This is a genomic window from Flavobacterium aquidurense, assembly GCF_001404985.1.
GTDB lineage: Bacteria > Bacteroidota > Bacteroidia > Flavobacteriales > Flavobacteriaceae > Flavobacterium > Flavobacterium aquidurense_B.
Genome location: NZ_JRLF01000014.1, coordinates 333,238 through 349,718, shown reverse-complemented (window position 1 = coordinate 349,718; position 16,481 = coordinate 333,238). Strand labels below are relative to the sequence as shown.

The 16,481-nt window shown below is 34.0% G+C and carries 13 protein-coding genes and 2 tRNA genes; 13 read left to right on the top strand and 2 right to left on the bottom strand.

All coding sequences use genetic code 11. The features are described 5' to 3' along the window. The first annotated feature begins 458 nt into the window (after nt 1-458). The 7 genes from RC62_RS17050 (at nt 459) to RC62_RS17020 (ending at nt 7,586) form a co-directional block, all read left to right on the top strand. Nucleotides 459-532 (top strand) — tRNA-Asp (locus RC62_RS17050). Between the two features lie 193 nt (nt 533-725). Next, the gene (locus tag RC62_RS17045; protein WP_055097360.1) at nt 726-1,547 is read left to right on the top strand and encodes an AraC family transcriptional regulator; all 822 of its coding nucleotides are present in this window, start codon (nt 726-728) and stop codon (nt 1,545-1,547) included. A 277-nt stretch (nt 1,548-1,824) separates the two neighbouring features. Then, complete coding sequence (locus tag RC62_RS17040; RefSeq protein ID WP_055097359.1) at nt 1,825-3,183, top strand: TolC family protein; 1,359 nt, start codon at nt 1,825-1,827, stop codon at nt 3,181-3,183. 89 nt (nt 3,184-3,272) lie between these two features. Continuing rightward, nucleotides 3,273-4,325, top strand: a complete 1,053-nt coding sequence (locus RC62_RS17035; RefSeq protein ID WP_055097358.1) for an HlyD family secretion protein — start codon at nt 3,273-3,275, stop codon at nt 4,323-4,325. A gap of 1 nt (nt 4,326) precedes the next feature. After that, the gene (locus RC62_RS17030; RefSeq protein WP_055097357.1) at nt 4,327-5,910 is read left to right on the top strand and encodes an MFS transporter; all 1,584 of its coding nucleotides are present in this window, start codon (nt 4,327-4,329) and stop codon (nt 5,908-5,910) included. Nucleotides 5,911-6,191: 281 nt separating this feature from the next. Then, on the top strand, nt 6,192-6,851 hold the full coding sequence (locus tag RC62_RS17025; RefSeq protein ID WP_055097356.1) for an HAD family hydrolase: 660 nt from the start codon (nt 6,192-6,194) through the stop codon (nt 6,849-6,851). 504 nt (nt 6,852-7,355) lie between these two features. Continuing rightward, nucleotides 7,356-7,586, top strand: coding sequence for a hypothetical protein (locus tag RC62_RS17020; protein WP_055097354.1), 231 nt, complete (start codon nt 7,356-7,358; stop codon nt 7,584-7,586). 409 nt (nt 7,587-7,995) lie between these two features. Here the strand turns inward: RC62_RS17020 and RC62_RS17015 are convergent. Next, nucleotides 7,996-8,077: transfer RNA gene (locus tag RC62_RS17015), tRNA-Leu, on the bottom strand. Between the two features lie 109 nt (nt 8,078-8,186). Between RC62_RS17015 and RC62_RS17010 the strand changes: the two genes are divergently transcribed. The 4 genes from RC62_RS17010 (at nt 8,187) to RC62_RS16995 (ending at nt 12,278) form a co-directional block, all read left to right on the top strand. Next, nucleotides 8,187-9,575: a dipeptidase gene (locus RC62_RS17010; protein ID WP_055097353.1), complete on the top strand. Its 1,389-nt coding sequence runs from the start codon at nt 8,187-8,189 to the stop codon at nt 9,573-9,575. 538 nt (nt 9,576-10,113) lie between these two features. Continuing rightward, nucleotides 10,114-10,536: a hypothetical protein gene (locus RC62_RS17005; RefSeq protein ID WP_055097352.1), complete on the top strand. Its 423-nt coding sequence runs from the start codon at nt 10,114-10,116 to the stop codon at nt 10,534-10,536. A gap of 150 nt (nt 10,537-10,686) precedes the next feature. After that, nucleotides 10,687-11,058 carry a BlaI/MecI/CopY family transcriptional regulator gene (locus RC62_RS17000; protein ID WP_055097350.1) on the top strand — a complete coding sequence of 124 codons (372 nt, stop codon included), beginning with the start codon at nt 10,687-10,689 and terminating at the stop codon, nt 11,056-11,058. Then, nucleotides 11,055-12,278 carry a M56 family metallopeptidase gene (locus RC62_RS16995; RefSeq protein ID WP_055097349.1) on the top strand — a complete coding sequence of 408 codons (1,224 nt, stop codon included), beginning with the start codon at nt 11,055-11,057 and terminating at the stop codon, nt 12,276-12,278. The genes RC62_RS17000 and RC62_RS16995 overlap by 4 nt, the downstream gene beginning before the upstream one ends. Before the next feature lie 324 nt (nt 12,279-12,602). On the opposite strand, the gene RC62_RS16990 is transcribed toward RC62_RS16995, so the two are convergent. Further along, the gene (locus RC62_RS16990) at nt 12,603-13,967 is read right to left on the bottom strand and encodes a saccharopine dehydrogenase family protein (RefSeq protein WP_055097348.1); all 1,365 of its coding nucleotides are present in this window, start codon (nt 13,965-13,967) and stop codon (nt 12,603-12,605) included. A gap of 192 nt (nt 13,968-14,159) precedes the next feature. Between RC62_RS16990 and RC62_RS16985 the strand changes: the two genes are divergently transcribed. Continuing rightward, nucleotides 14,160-14,546 carry a DUF423 domain-containing protein gene (locus tag RC62_RS16985; protein WP_055097347.1) on the top strand — a complete coding sequence of 129 codons (387 nt, stop codon included), beginning with the start codon at nt 14,160-14,162 and terminating at the stop codon, nt 14,544-14,546. Nucleotides 14,547-14,845: 299 nt separating this feature from the next. Further along, a complete protein-coding gene (gene pckA, locus RC62_RS16980) occupies nt 14,846-16,450 on the top strand; it encodes a phosphoenolpyruvate carboxykinase (ATP) (RefSeq protein WP_055097345.1) in 1,605 nt (534 codons plus the stop codon). Nucleotides 16,451-16,481: the final 31 nt, after the last annotated feature.

The window sequence follows — 16,481 nt, the reverse complement described above, 5'->3', positions numbered from 1 at the left end:
TTGTGTTGTTTTGCTACGACTTTGTAACTCGTAGCTGGTTTAGTAGTTAGACCAATGAAAAGCTTTCCACTTTTGTGGATGGCTTTTTTGATTTAAGACATATCGAGATTTTGTTTAACCGCAAAAAAAACGCTAAGATTTACGCAAAGTCCCCAAAGTTTAATTTTAAACTTTGGGGACTTTTTGGTTTTGTACGCATTGTTTCAAGTATGGTCAACGCTTGAAACTATTGGCTATGTTTAACAAGGAAGATAAAATTTCATAAGAAAAAACCGGTATAAAAATTCAGGGTTTTGGCAAATCCAAATACATTCAATTGGAATTTGGTCTCAATGCTTCGGTATAAAGGTTTGGAATTTATTTAAAATCAGGACATTAAAAATTTATCAAATTTTATTCGCAAAAACCCTTGTATAATCCAAGTTCTGTTGTATTTTTGCACTCACAATAACGCAGTTGGTTTGGTAGTTCAGTTGGTTAGAATACATGCCTGTCACGCATGGGGTCGCGGGTTCGAGTCCCGTCCAGACCGCAATATTGGAAGAAGCCTTTCTTAACGGAAAGGCTTTTTTGTTTTTATGATTTAAGGTTTATCTGAAACCTAATAGGTAAATATTACGAGAAGGGTTTTGTATTACTCGAAATGACAAACGTTGCGGGAATTGGAATTTCAATTCTATTTCTTCTTATATTTAATATCGCAAAAACCGTCGTATTAAACTTCAATGGAACATTCCGGTCAAAAACTAGATAAGTATTACATCAAAAAAGTAGATGCTGATAAAAAAAGCATTTATTGTCACCACGATTTGATGGGTGAATTGTTTGTGCCTACCCATAAACACGACAAAGCGCAATTACTATATGCTGAAGGCGATGTGGTTTTTGTAACGACAGAAACAAAAACCTACTTTTTGCCGGCAAGACATTTTATCTGGATCCCAAGTGGTGTTGCGCACAGTATTGAGCCCAAATCTGAAAGTGTGACCATGCGGAATTTATATTTTCCGGTTGAAAAAGACGAAGATGTTTTTTATAAAAGTGAAGGTATTTATCCGGTCAATAATTTATTATTACAAATGATGCTTTTTACGAATAGGTGGAATGGCGATCTTAAAAAAGGAAGTCCGAATTTTGCGATTGCCAAAGCGATCAAGGCGATATTACCTCAAATTTGTTTAACCAATTTACCTTTAGAATTACCACAACCGAAAGATCCGCGATTAGGTAAAATTTTAAGACATATTGAGAATAATCTAGGCGAAACAATTTTATTTGCTGAGGTTGCACATCAATTTGGGTATAGTGAGCGTTCTTTGTATCGCTTGTTCCAGAAAGATCTTAATATGTCATTCATTCAATATTATACTATTCGAAGAATCTTGAAAGCGATCGAACTTTTGCTTGACAGAAAACTTTCGGTCAAAGAAGTCGCTCTGGAAGTAGGATATAGTAGTGTACCGACATTCAGTAATACTTTCTTTAAATTCCTCGGACAAAGACCTTCTGATTACCTGAATGGCGAGAATATTTTAAAAGACAGATAAGGATTATTTCACGCAGATTTAAAAAAGATTAAAGCAGATTTTGCAGATCTTTTTTTAAAATAAAATTTGCGCATATCTCCTAAAATCCTTTTAAATCTGCGTGAAACCCTAATTTATATAGCTTTTTACAACGTATTGTTCTTCAGTATTTTAATATAACGTTTTCGGGAAATAAAATTTTAACATTTGTCCGAAATGAATATGTTATTGACTTTTTATAATTATCAGTCATCAGAAAAATGTAGGAACTTTGCAGTATTAAAATCTTAAAATATTCATGTTCCTTAAAACAACAAATTCTACAGAAGATTGTTTTCTCAAAATCGTGTTGATATTTCTAATTGTATTGACATTTAATGGTTTACAAGCTCAGGAAATTCATTCCGTTTCTTTGAATGAAGCAGTGAAACTAGCTAAAGAAAACAATAAAAAAATCCTTAGATCTCAATTAGAGACTACGCTTTCAGAGCAAAACATCAAAGAAAGAAAAGAACTTCGTTTGCCGGATATCGAATTAAATGGCGAATATTCGAGAATTACCAATATTACGGAATTCAAAGGAAGCGGTTTTTTAAACGGTAAAGAAGTAACAAAAGCAATTCCTGAAATCTATCAGGTTAATTCGACTTTTAAAATGCCAATTTACGCAGGAAACAAGATTAACAATGCCATAAAAATTGCCAATCAGGAAAACGAAATTGCTAAAATAAAAAACGAAAAGACTCAAAATGATATCGAGCTTGAAGTTGTGGCCAATTATCTGGCGATTTATAAAATGATAGAACTTCAAAAGATATTCGAAGAAAACATCAAAGAAGAAAAAAGCCGATTGAAAGAAGTACAGTCTTTGCAAAAACACGGAACGGTAACCAAAAACGAGGTTATTAGAGCCGAATTACAACTTTCGGATCGTGAATTAAGCGCGTTGACAAATTCTAAGAATATAAAGATTGCATTGCATGATTTAAAAACTTTGATTCAGATTCCGGAAAGCGAAGAAGTGGCAATTGATACAACGGCGAATATGGATGAAATGAAAGGTTTAGATCCGTATGATTTTTATTTGGAGAAAGCTTTTCAGAACGAAGAAATGCGAATGGCAAGTCAGGAATTAAACATCAAAAAAACGGAAATGAAGTTGGTTAAAGCAAATTATTTGCCAACTGTAAACTTCTTTGGAAATTATGGTTTTTACTATCCAAATTACAAATTCTTTCCGCCAAATCCGTATTTGTACACTTTAGGTCAAGTTGGTATTGAAGCGCATTTTGATCTTTCGGCATTGTATAAAAATAAAACCAAAGTAGATCAGGCGAATACAAAAATCGAATGGCAAAAAATGCAAACGGAAATTACAAAAGATGAGATTCAGGATAAGCTGTTTAAAGAACATACACAATATCAGGAAATCCTAGAGAAGTTTGTGGTTGTTGATAAAGCTTTGGATTTGGCCAATGAAAACTACCGAATTGTAAAGCTGAAATACCTAAATCAATTGGTTTTAATAACCGAAATGGTCGATGCAGATAACGCTTTATTACAAGCGAAATACAATAAGATTTCTACGCGATTAGATGCGATTTTAAAACACTACGAATTGCTTCATACGGCTGGAATAATGCCAGAGCAGATTTAGATTTTTAGAGGCAAGAAGTTAGACGCAAGAAGCAAGATTTTAGAAGGAAGAGAATAGAGAATAGAATAAAGAAAATAGATATATAGTTTATGGTCAAGATAAAAAATGAAACTCGAAGAAACAGAACGTTTCATATATTAATAACAATTATAGCTTGCGTTTTGGTGGCAAGCGGAATCATTTTAGGGATTTGGTTTTATGTGTTTAATAGAAACCACGAAGAAACCAATGACGCTCAGGTTGAGCAATATGTAACGCCAATTATGTCCAGAATTACAGGTTATGTGCAGGAAGTTCGTTTTGATGAAAATCAGTTTGTGCATAAAGGTGATACTTTGGTAATTATAGATAACAGAGAATATAAATCGAAATTGAATGTGGCTCTTGCCGATGTTCAAAACGCGAAACAAAGTAGTGTTGTGGCCGAGAAAAATGTGGCGACAACGGCAAGTTCAACTGCAATTGGAGAATCGCAATTGGCTGCAGCCAAAACTAATCTTTGGAAAACAAAATTAGAATACGACAGATACAAAGCTTTGGTTAAAGACGAAGCTGCAACTTCGCAACAATTAGAAAAAGTTAAAGCAGATTACGAATCGGCGCAAGCACATTTACAAGAAATGCGAGACAGAATTCAATCTTCAAATTTGAGTACTTCTCAAGCGCAGGCAAATGTTCCTACAACGCAAACAAATATTGCGTCAAAGCAAGCTGTGGCAGACAATGCGGCACTATTTCTTTCGTATACGATAATCACGGCGCCTTATAACGGTTGGGTTGGTAAAAGAACTTTGCAACCTGGACAAATGGTAAAAGAAGGACAATCTTTACTTTCGATAGTAAGTAAAGAAAAATGGATTACAGCCAATTTTAAAGAAACACAATTACAGTATTTAACGGTTGGTCAGGAAGTGAAAATTCAGGCTGATGCTATAAATGGTAAAGAATTTACAGGAGTTGTGACTTCGTTATCTCCTGCAAGTGGAGCGAGATTTTCGTTATTGCCACCGGATAATGCAACAGGAAACTTTGTGAAAATTGAGCAAAGAATTCCGGTTAGAATTCAATTGAAAGACACTGATAAACAGGCTGATTTTTTAAGAGCCGGAATGAACATCACCGTTATTGCCGAACACCAATAAAATGGAAGATAAAAGTATTTTTAAATCCTGGGTTCCCAAATGGGCAATCATTATTATTTTGTTTGTCTGTTTGCTGCATTCCATGATTTTATTGGGAGTTTATACTTCAAACGTAACTTACGCGGCAAGTTTTCTGGACATTGAGCCCGAAGATTTGCAGTTTGCAATGTGTGTAACTTACGGAACTTTGCTGGCAACAATCTTGATCGAAAGTAGGTTTTCGAGTTTTTTCCCGGCAAAAAATTACCTGATGGCAGTTTATTCCTTAATCGGGATTACGATTATTTCATCGGCGTATATTACCAATTTTTATCTCTTTTTATTGCTAAGAGTTGCCGAAGGGATTTTGATGGCGCTTCCGGTAATCACGATCAGACAATTATTAATCGAGCAGTTTCATTCTAAAAATGCCATAATCATTGGTTTCTCCTTTTATTACGGTTCATTGTTATTGTCAACGCCGTTTATTATGAATATTGCCGTTTGGTTTCTGGATCATTACGATTGGAAATACATGCTGTATGTTTCGGGCGGACTTCAGGTTCTGAATGTCTTTTTGATCTTAGTGACTTTTCGCGGACATAGAATCACAAAGAAAATTCCGTTGTATCAAATCGATTGGATTAGTTATATTTTGGTTTTGACAGCGATTCTTTGCGGTGCTTACTTTTTTGTTTATGCCGAAAAAAAATACTGGTTCGAGTCTTCTCATATGGTTATAATGTTGATGATTGCTTTAATAACAGGAGGTTTATTCATCTTTAAAGAGCGTTTGGTAAAAAGACCCACTTTTGATTTTGAAGTCTTTAAATATGCCAATCTCCGAATTGGATTCTTGTTGTTTTTCCTTTTTTATATCAGTCGGGCAACGTTGAGTCTTTGTCATTCGGCGATGTTTTCGATCTGGAATTGGGATCCATCACGAGTTGCAGGCGTGCAATATATTAACGGATTAGGAAATGTAATTGGATTGATTTTAGCTGCTTTTTTTCTGATGAAATCCGTTTCGACGAAAGTCATTTTTATAATTGGTTTTTCGCTAATTGCGCTTTTTCATTTCTGGTTCACCTTTCTTTTCGTGCCAGATGTTGCATTGTCAGATATTATCATTCCGTATGTTTTGCAAGGAATTGGAGTTGGATTTTTATTCGTGCCTTTAATATTATTTACCACATCATCTGTTCCGGCAAAAATGGCGGTTTCTTCAGGAATTGTTGGAGTTTCTGGACGTTTTTGGGGAAGCACAATTGGATTTTGTGTAATGCAGAATGCGATGGTTTTTTTGAATAAAAAACACTTTCTGAAACTTAGCCAATTCGTAACCGGCGATAATCCGCAAGCTCAGCAAACAATCGCTTCAACAGCGCAGAGCTTTATGGCAAAAGGATATTCGGCAGATAATGCGAATACTTTGGCGCTCAAAAAACTTTTTGGAGCCATCACCAAACAATCGACTTTATTGGCCGATATGGAAATTTATACCATCGTAGGTTACGGTCTTGTGGTTTTGATTATTCTCATTGCGTGTAATCAACATTTGAGACAAACAATGACTTTGGTTAAGAGTAAGATTTGGATTGGCTGATGATTTAATCTCGCAAAGTCGCAGTCCCGAGGCTTCGGGAGCAAAGTTTTTTATTTTAAAGCCACAGATTAATAAGATTTAAAGGATTTTTTTCACGCAGATTCCGCAGATTTTAGCAGATTTAATTTTAATAATTATCTGCGTTTATCGGCTTAGATCTTTTTAAAATCTGCGTGAAACAAAATCTTTGCTCCCGAAGCCTAGAGACTGACTTTGCGAGATTCTATAAAAAACCTCCGCAGAAAATAAGTATCTTGCAACCGTTAAAAACAAAATATAAAATGAAGCAGCAATGTGTTATTTTTGATATGGATGGCGTGATTTGTCACACGAATCCGCATCATGCAAAAGCTTTCGAGGCATTTTTCGATAAATATCAAATTCCTCATTCAGAACCAGAGTTTGAAGAACATATGTACGGAAAACACAATGGTTATATTATGACGCATTTCTTCAAACGTCCGATTACTGGAGAAGAACTCGTAAAACTCGAAGATGAAAAAGAAGGAATGTTTCGGGAAATTTATAAAGACAAAGTCGAAACCATTCCGCATTATCTCGACTTTTTAGCCGAATTAAAATCGCGAGGTTTTAAAACCGCTGTTGCAACATCTGCACCACGCGCCAATCTTGATTTGATTATGGGGGCGTTACAATTCCAGGACAAAATGGATTCTGTTATGTCAAGCGAAGATGTAAAATTTCATAAACCAAATCCCGAAGTATATTTAGAATCTGCAAAGCGTGTTGGAGTTTCTCCGTCTGATTGTATTGTTTTCGAAGATTCATTCTCGGGCGTTACAGCGGGATTAAATGCAGGAATGAAAGTCGTTGGTGTTTTGAGTACACATACAAAAGAACAGCTTCCGCCATGTAGTTTTTATATCAATGATTATAGCGAAGTAAATGTCGATAAGGTTTTGGAGTTATTAGAAAGCTAGAATTTTTAAACCATATAAGTGATATAAGTTCATTTAAATACAGCCTTTGTCAAAGTTTTAAACTTGACAAAGGTTTTTTTTTACACAAAGTTTGTCATTTCGAGGAACGAGAAATCTTCGCAAGTAACTCCGCAACGAAAAGCCAATCTTTGTCGAGCTTCTCGTGGAGATTTCTCGTTCCTCGAAATGACAAGATTGGGGTTACTTTGTGTAACAAGGGATTGAAATCCCTTGTTACAAAATAAATCATTCCTCCGGAATTTTACAGAGAGTTATAGAGGAACAAAATATATTTTAGGGATGGATTTTAATCCATTTTAGCGATTACAATCACAAAGTAAATTAATAGCCTCTCGCTTTAGCTGGAGGTTTTTTATGTTTTGTAGGGAAGGGCTTTAGCCGAAATTTAATTTTATATATGAAAATAACAATTAAAGTTGAAGGCATATATGAGTTCAAATGCAAATAAGTTTTGAGGAATTTTGCTTTTCAAACTTTAAAATTATGAACAAAAATCATCTGTCCAAAGAAGTTGAAAACAGATTAAAAGATTTTTTTATTGATGTTATAGATCCTCAAGATATGGCAAAGACAATACGAGAAGTAAATTTTGCTCTTTCCTTATGTGTAATGCGAGGATGCGAAACGATAGAATCTGAAATAAATAGTATTCAAGATAATTTTTATTGGCTCAATAAATTAGCCGAAGTTTTAGATCCTTATTTAGATGTTTGATTAAACATACAGTTTGTCATTTCGAGGAACGAGAAATCTTCGTAAGAAACTCGACAATGATGCATATTCTAAACCCTACAGGTTTTTAAAACCTGTCGGGTTTAGAATATTGGGGTTACGTTGCGCTTCAAGGGATTGAAATCCCTAGCTGCAAAATAAATCATTCCTCCGGAATTTTATAAAGATTTCCAGAGGTACGTAACATATTGCAGGGATGGATTTTAATCTATTCTTCACAAGAAGCTCGACAAAGACTTTGTATTTTTATCTTTGTCAAAGTTTTAACTTTGACAAAGATTTCGAGATTGTCTAAAATGAACTTATATCACTTATATGGTTCAAATAGTGGTAATATTTGGTAAAATACCAAAAACAAAAAAGCTTCTGATTTCTCAGAAGCTTTTTTCAGTGCGGATAATAGGACTCGAACCTACACGCCTTGCGGCACCAGATCCTAAGTCTGGCATGTCTACCAATTTCACCATATCCGCTCAATTGTGGGTGCAAAGATAAACATAAGTTCTATATTTCAAAGCATTTTTTGAAAAAAAATATTAATTCTATTTTTTGTATTTTTGAATTTCTATAAAAATAATTGAAATGGAAAATATTAAGTCTTATGTTCAACAACATAAAGATCGGTTTATCAATGAATTGATCGAATTATTAAAAATTCCGTCGGTAAGTGCCGACACTGCATATTCGCAAGATGTGATCGATACTGCCGAGGCTGTTAAGGAAAGTTTAACAAAAGCTGGCTGTGATTTTGTCGAAATTTGCGATACTCCGGGCTATCCAATCATTTATGGAGAGAAAATAATCGACCCAAATTTACCTACAGTTCTAGTTTACGGACATTATGATGTTCAACCGCCAGATCCTATCGAATTATGGACATCGCCACCATTCGAACCCGTAATTAAAAAAACCGAAATTCACCCGGAAGGTGCAATTTTTGCCCGTGGAGCCTGCGATGACAAAGGACAAATGTACATGCACGTAAAAGCCCTTGAGCTTATGGTGCAAACCAATACTTTACCATGTAACGTAAAATTCATGATCGAAGGCGAAGAAGAAGTAGGTTCAGCAAGTTTGGCTTGGTTCGTAGAACGCAATCAGGAGAAACTGAAAAATGACGTAATTCTTATTTCAGATACCGGAATGATCTCTAATCAACAACCGTCGATTACGACAGGTTTGCGTGGTTTGAGTTATGTAGAGGTAGAAGTTACAGGTCCAAATCGTGATTTGCATTCCGGATTATACGGTGGAGCAGTGGCGAACCCAATTAATGTTTTGGCAAAAATGATCGCTTCTTTGCATGACGAAGACAATCATATTACGATTCCTGGTTTCTACGATAATGTACAAGAATTATCTCTTGAAGAAAGAGCCGAAATGGCAAAAGCGCCTTTTAGCTTAGAAAAATATAAAAAAGCTTTAGACTTAAATGATGTTTATGGCGAAAAAGGATATGTAACCAACGAACGTAACTCAATTCGTCCAACATTAGATGTAAACGGAATCTGGGGCGGATATCAAGGTGAAGGAGCAAAAACCGTTATTGCTAGTAAAGCATTCGCTAAAATCTCAATGCGTTTGGTTCCTAATCAGGATTGGCATGAAATCACAGAACTTTTTACTAAACATTTCACAAGCATTGCACCGTCTGGAGTTACCGTAAAAGTAACGCCACATCATGGTGGGCAAGGTTATGTTACGCCAATTGACAGCGTTGGATATCAGGCAGCAAACAAAGCCTATACAGAGACTTTTGGAGTTCCTGCAATTCCGGTTCGTTCAGGCGGAAGTATTCCAATTGTAGCGTTGTTCGAAAAAGAATTAAAAAGCAAAACCATCCTTATGGGCTTCGGTTTAGACAGCGACGCGATTCACTCCCCAAACGAGCACTTCGGAATCTTCAATTTCTTAAAAGGAATCGAAACTATTCCGTTGTTTTACAAATATTTTGTAGAGCTTTCTAAGTAATTTGCCAAGAAGGCACTAAGACACAAAGTTTTTTAGGTTTAGCTCTTTTTCAAAGTTTAAAACTTTGAAAAAGATGAATCTCAAACCATATAAAATCCGTTCAGAAATGAGCGGATTTTTTTTTGGGCGTTCCCTTCGGTCGGGCTTTCGGCTATATTCCCGATTAACAAAAACCTAAAAAAGGTACAAAGTTGTTAAGGAACAAAGTGACAAAGGTTTTTCGCATCAAAATTGAATAGCCTCCAGCTTCAGCTGGAGTTTTTTGTGAAAAGAGTAATTGGCTTTAGCCGAATTCTTTAATCTTTTATAAGCGTATTTATTCGGCTAAAGCCATTTCCTAAACATTTATTCTAAACCCCAGCTAAAGCTGGAGCCTATTCAAAATCTTTGCTGCTTTGAATCTCTGCACCTTTGAACCTGAAAAAATAAACCTCAGAACCTTAGTGACTTAGAATCTTAGTAATTTTTTTTGTTTATTAAAAAAAATAACTCTACATTTGTAGAACAATGTCTATAAATGTAGAGTTAAATTGGAAATATGAAAAACTTTCTTCTATTATTTTTTTGTGGTATCATGCTTTTAAGTTGTAAAAGCAAGCTTGTAAATCAGAAGGTTAATAAAAAGAAAGAAGGTCTTTGGATCGATAATTACAAACAAGATAGTACGACATATAAATCGTTCGAATATTATAAGAATGATCAGCCGGTAAAAAAGTGGAAATCCTACATTAACGGAAAAATCTACAAAACCGAGAAATATAAAAACGGAATCTGCATCGTAAAATATTATTACGAAAACGGAAAATTACAATCAAAAGGAAAAACAAAAATCGAAGTTGATTCAGTAGAAACACATTGGTTTTATTTTGGAGTCTGGAAATTTTACTCCGATAAAGGAAAACTAGCCGAAATAAAGAATTACAATAATGGGAATTTAATTTCGGAACAAGAAATACAATAGACCACGTTTTTTTTAGAATATAGAATATAGAATATAGAATATAGAATATAGAATATAGAATATAGAATATAGAATATAGAATATAGATTGATTTTAATTATCAAAAAAACTCAGCAACTTAGAAACTCAGAGCCTTAGCACCTTAGAAACATGCAACTATCAAACTCAGAAGAACAATTAATGGAACATCTTTGGAAGCTTGAAAAAGCTTTTATGAAAGATTTACTCGAAGCCTATCCCGAGCCAAAACCCGCAACCACAACCGTTGCAACGCTATTGAAACGAATGATCGATAAGAAATTCGTAGCGTATAACGAATTCGGAAATTCGAGAGAATATTATCCTTTGGTCGAAAAGACCGCTTATTTCTCGAAACATGTAAACGGATTAATCAGTAGTTTTTTCAATAATTCGGCATCGCAATTTGCTTCTTTTTTTACCAAAGAAACCAATTTGTCGACTTCAGAATTAGAAGAACTTAGAAAAATAATCGATTCAGAAATTCAAAAAAAGAAAAAATGATACTTTATCTTCTAAAATCAGGAATACTGCTTTTGGTTTTTTATGCAGTATATAAATTATGGCTTGAAAACGAGAAAATGTTTCATTTTAATCGGGCTTATTTATTAGCCAGTTTGGTTTTTAGTTTTGTGATTCCGTTGCAAATTTTTTCTTTTCAATCTGCTTTATCGAATAAAATAGGATTGGTTGAATTGAGCGAACTGGTGATTCAGAAAAACAATAAAAACCTGGAAACTATTTCATTGAATGATTTTCTACTGATTTTAATTATTGTTGTTTATAGTCTGGGAGTTTTGTTGCTAACAACCCGATTTATATTTGGTTTATATTCTTTTTATAAAACAATAAAAACGAATGAAGTTCAATTTATCAAAGGAGAAAAAATAGTTTTGATCGATGAACCTATTTTACCACATTCGTTTTGGAAATCTATTTTTATCCATAAAAATGCATTCGAAGATGGTAAAATTCCATCAGAATTAATTGCGCACGAAAAAGCACATTTGAAACAAAAACATACTTTGGATATTCTCTTTATCGAGGTTTTGCAAATTGTTTTTTGGTTTAATCCGTTGCTTGTGTTTTACAAAAAAGCAATTAAACTCAATCACGAATTTCTGGCTGATGACGCTGTAAACAAACAGTTTGGATCTGTAAAAAGTTATCAGAATCTATTATTGGATTTTGCTTCAAATAAAAACACCATTGCTTTGGCAAGCAATATCAATTATTTAATAACTAAAAAACGTTTACTTATGATGACCAAAAAAGAATCTCCCATTAAAATTGTTCTAAAAGTATTTACCGTAGGTGTATTTTATACTCTATTATTGTTTGTTTTTAGTACAAAAGCAATAGCTCAAAAAACAGCTAATAAAGCAGATGTAAAAGAAAAAGATCTTTATGTATTAGAAGATGTTGAAAAATTGCCTGAGTTTCCTGGCGGTATGAATGAGTTTTATAAATTTATTGGTAAAAATTTTAAAACGCCGTTGGAAGTTGGAAAAAACAAGATTGAAGGAAAAACCTATATGCAATTTATTATAGAAAAGGATGGAAGTTTATCAAACATTATTACACTAAAAGACGCTGGTTATGGCATAGGTGATGAGGCGATTCGTGTTTTAAAACTTTCCCCAAAGTGGATTGCTGCAACTCAACAAGGAAAAGCCGTTCGGGTGATGTATAGTTTACCTATTCTGGTTCAGCCCGAGAAATAGATTTTTTTAAAACATTAAATTCTGAAAAGGACTAAAGGTCCAAAGCGACAGAAATATAGGTTCCTTTTGAAGATGAATAGGCTCCAGCTTTAGCTGGAGTTTTTTTTAGATAAGAATTGGCTTTAGCCGAATTTTTACATGTAATGATTTATTTGGTTAAAGCCATTTTCGTTGCCTTTATTATAAACACCAGCTAAAACTGCGGACTATTCAAAAAAAACTTTGTTGCTGTTGAACCTTTTTAATAAAAAATCCGCTTCAGTTTCATGAAGCGGATAAATTAAAAAACTAAAAAAAAAATTCTAAAAACTAACAAATCCAGTCTTAAAATAAGTCTGGATTATATCCAAAATAGGGCATATTTTGTTCGTTAAAAATCACCCCATATTCTTCTAACTCTTTCAAAATAGGTAAATAGACTTCTTTTTTTATAGGAAGCTGTACACCAGGAGTTATAATTTTTCGATTTAAGATTAATAATGTTGCCATTGCAACTGGTAATCCAACCGTTTTTGCCATCGCTGTATAAGTTTGATCGTCGCCAATACAAACCATTTTTGAGTCGATTTGTCGTTTTTTGCCATCAAGCTCATATCCAAATTTATGATACATCACAATCATATCCTTGTCATTGGGTTCCAGAGTCCAACTGTCTGATAATATTTTTTCTAATATTTGTGCCGGAGTTGCATTAGGTAAATTCACTTTTTTGTCTGGATTAAATAGATCCAGTTCCAGAAGTTTATCCCACATAATATCGTCCTGATCGATTTTTAAGATCAATCTTGTCTTAATTTCTACAGAATCTGTTGGGTGATAAGGTAAAAATGAATTCACAAATTCACGATAACTCATGTTTTCAGAACCTTCCATGATATAGCTATCATCTGTCATGCCTAATTGCACAAACATATTCCATGCTTTAGAATAGCCCACTCTTCTAATCGTTCCGCGATACAAAGTCAGAATATCATCTAACCCATAAATCGATCTGTATTTAAGAGAATCCCGATTAGAATATGCTTCGAATTTTCCATACCCCTCGACTTCCAGAAATTCGGTTCTGCGAAACACAGTTCCGTATGGGATATATTTATACGTGCCTTCCTGAATAAATTTTGCTGCACCGCCTTGTCCTGCCAGAACTACGTTTCTTGGTGCCCAGGTAAATTTGTAATTCCATAAATTGTTGTCACATTCCGGAGCGACTAATCCGCCGCAAAAAGATTCAAAAAGTAGCATATTGCCACCTTTTTCTCTAATTTCATCAATAACTTTCATGGCGCTCATATGATCTATTCCGGGATCAAGACCAATTTCGTTCATGAAAATCAGATTATTTTTCTTTACTTCTTCATCAAGTGCCTGCATTGCGTCGCTTACGTACGAAGCGGTTACCAAATGTTTTTTGAATTCAAGACAATCTTTTGCAATTTCTATATGCAAATGTGCGGGTAACATCGAGATTACGATAGATGCTTTTTCGATTGCTGATTTTCTTTCTTCAGTTTCAAAAATATTCAAAGCAATTGGAGTTGCATTGGGATGACCTTGTGTCTTTTTTTCGGCTAAAGCCAAAGATAAATCAGCTACAACAAGATGAAGGTCTTCGGTCTCTGATTTTGCTAATAAATAACGTATCAGCGACGACGCAGATCTTCCGGCTCCAATAATTAAAATGCTTCTCATATTTTACATATATAACACAAATATATTAAATTGTTAAATATGTAACAATTTTAATTTTGTAAAAATGCGTTATTTTTTATTTTGAAGCCAAATCACAACAGATTTCTTTTTCCGGAAAAGATTTTTTAAAACTAAAATGCTTTTTAAAATGTATTGAAGTATTTTTGCTGAAGAATAAAAAGTATAGAAAATATGAAAAGAAAAATTGTTTTAGCAGGAGCTTTGATGGGTATGATAGCAATCATTTTAGGCGCTTTTGGCGCACATTTACTTAAAAAATATTTATCTGTAGAAGAATTAAATACTTTTGAAGTTGGTGTTCGTTATCAAATGTATCATGCCTTGTTTTTGCTTTTTCTTTCTACCAGAAAAGACATTGCTGAAAAGACCGTAAAAACGATCTATAATTTAGTTGTTGCCGGTGTTCTTCTTTTTAGCGGTTCTATCTATTTATTAGCGACAAAAAGTCTTACACTTTTCGATTTTAAAATTATCGTATTCGCAACACCTTTGGGTGGTTTTTTATTAATTATTGCTTGGGCAGCATTATTTGTTACGATTTTGAGGAGAAAATCATAAAATCCCGAATAAAAAATTCTATCTAAAAATTAATCTTTAATTTTGTCTCATAAATAACATATAATCTTATTTATGTGAATTTATCTTGTTTTTTACTTTAATAGGTGAAAAATATAACAAATTCATTTATAAGATTATAAGAAAACAAATTGGAAGCGGTTATTTTTTTATTTTATTGATTTTTAAGATCAAATTTTACTTTATTAATATAAATAAAAGTAGAATTTAGTTTTTTTAATGGATTAATAATAAATCTGTAATTTTGCTTCTTATTAAATATCACACACAACTAAAAATTTATGGACAGTCACACCGTTTTCACGCAATCGATTTCGCTAAATGAACTAGGAATTGAAAATGCAAAAGTTCGCTACCAATTATCTGCTGATGAATTGCATGCGATCACTTTGCAATCAGGCCAAGGTGTTGAGAACTCTACAGGCGCATTGGCAATTAATACAGGTGAATTTACAGGACGTTCCCCTCAGGATCGTTATATTGTAAAAGATACTATTACTGAAGATCAGGTTTGGTGGGGAAAAGTAAATATTCCCTTTGAACCGGCTGCTTTTGAGAAACTATATAATAAGGTCACTCAGTTTTTATCAAATAAAGAAGTTTTTGTACGTGATTCTTATGTTTGTTCTGATGCAAATTACAGATTAAATGTTCGTGTAGTTACAGAAACTGCCTGGTCTAATTTGTTCTGTTATAATATGTTCTTGCGACCAGAAGAGTCAGAGTTAGCTAACTTTACACCGGAATGGACCGTAATTTGTGCTCCAAGTTTTATGGCAGATCCTGCTGTAGACGGAACACGCCAATCTAATTTTGCTATATTGGATTTTACTAAAAAAATAGCACTTATTGGCGGAACAGGTTATACAGGAGAAATGAAAAAAGGAATTTTCTCTGCTTTAAACTTCATTTTACCAGTTTTCGAAAATACTTTACCAATGCATTGCAGTGCTAATGTTGGGGAAGGCGGTGATACTGCTATTTTCTTTGGATTATCAGGAACCGGAAAAACTACATTATCAGCAGATCCTGCACGTAAGTTAATTGGTGACGATGAACACGGATGGACGGCAGAGAATACGGTTTTTAACTTTGAAGGTGGTTGTTACGCAAAAGTAATTAATCTGACAGAAGAAAATGAACCGGACATTTTTAGAGCAATCAAAAAAGGAGCGCTTCTGGAAAATGTGGTTTTCAAAGAAGGAACTAATGAGGTTGATTATGATGATGTTTCTATCACGCAAAATACACGTGTAAGTTACCCAATAACACATATTGATAATATTCAGCCAGGTTCTATTGGACATAATCCTAAAAATATATTTTTCTTAACGGCAGATTCTTTCGGAATTTTGCCTCCAATCTCAAAATTGACTCCAGGTCAGGCTGCTTACCATTTTATCTCAGGATATACGGCAAAAGTTGCAGGAACTGAGGCAGGAGTTACAGAACCGCAACCTAATTTCTCAGCTTGTTTTGGAGCACCATTTATGCCATTACATCCAACACGTTATGCTGAAATGTTAACGAAAAAAATGAAAGATGCTGATGTAAAAGTTTGGTTGATAAACACAGGTTGGACAGGTGGAGAATACGGAACAGGAACGCGTATGAAACTAAAATATACCCGTGCCATGATTACCGCTGCATTAAACGGAGAGCTGGATAATGTAGAATATAAAAATCATGCAGTATTTGGAATCGCAAAACCACAATCTTGTCCAAATGTTCCAAGTGAAATTTTAAATCCTAGAAATACTTGGGAAGATCCTGAGTTATACGATAAAAAAGCAATTGAATTGGCTCAGAAATTTAAAGCTAATTTCGCCAAATTTGAAGAGTTTGCAAACGTTGAAATTTTAGCCGGAGCACCGATTACAGAATAAGGAAGATTACTAATTCAAACTAAAAAAAGCT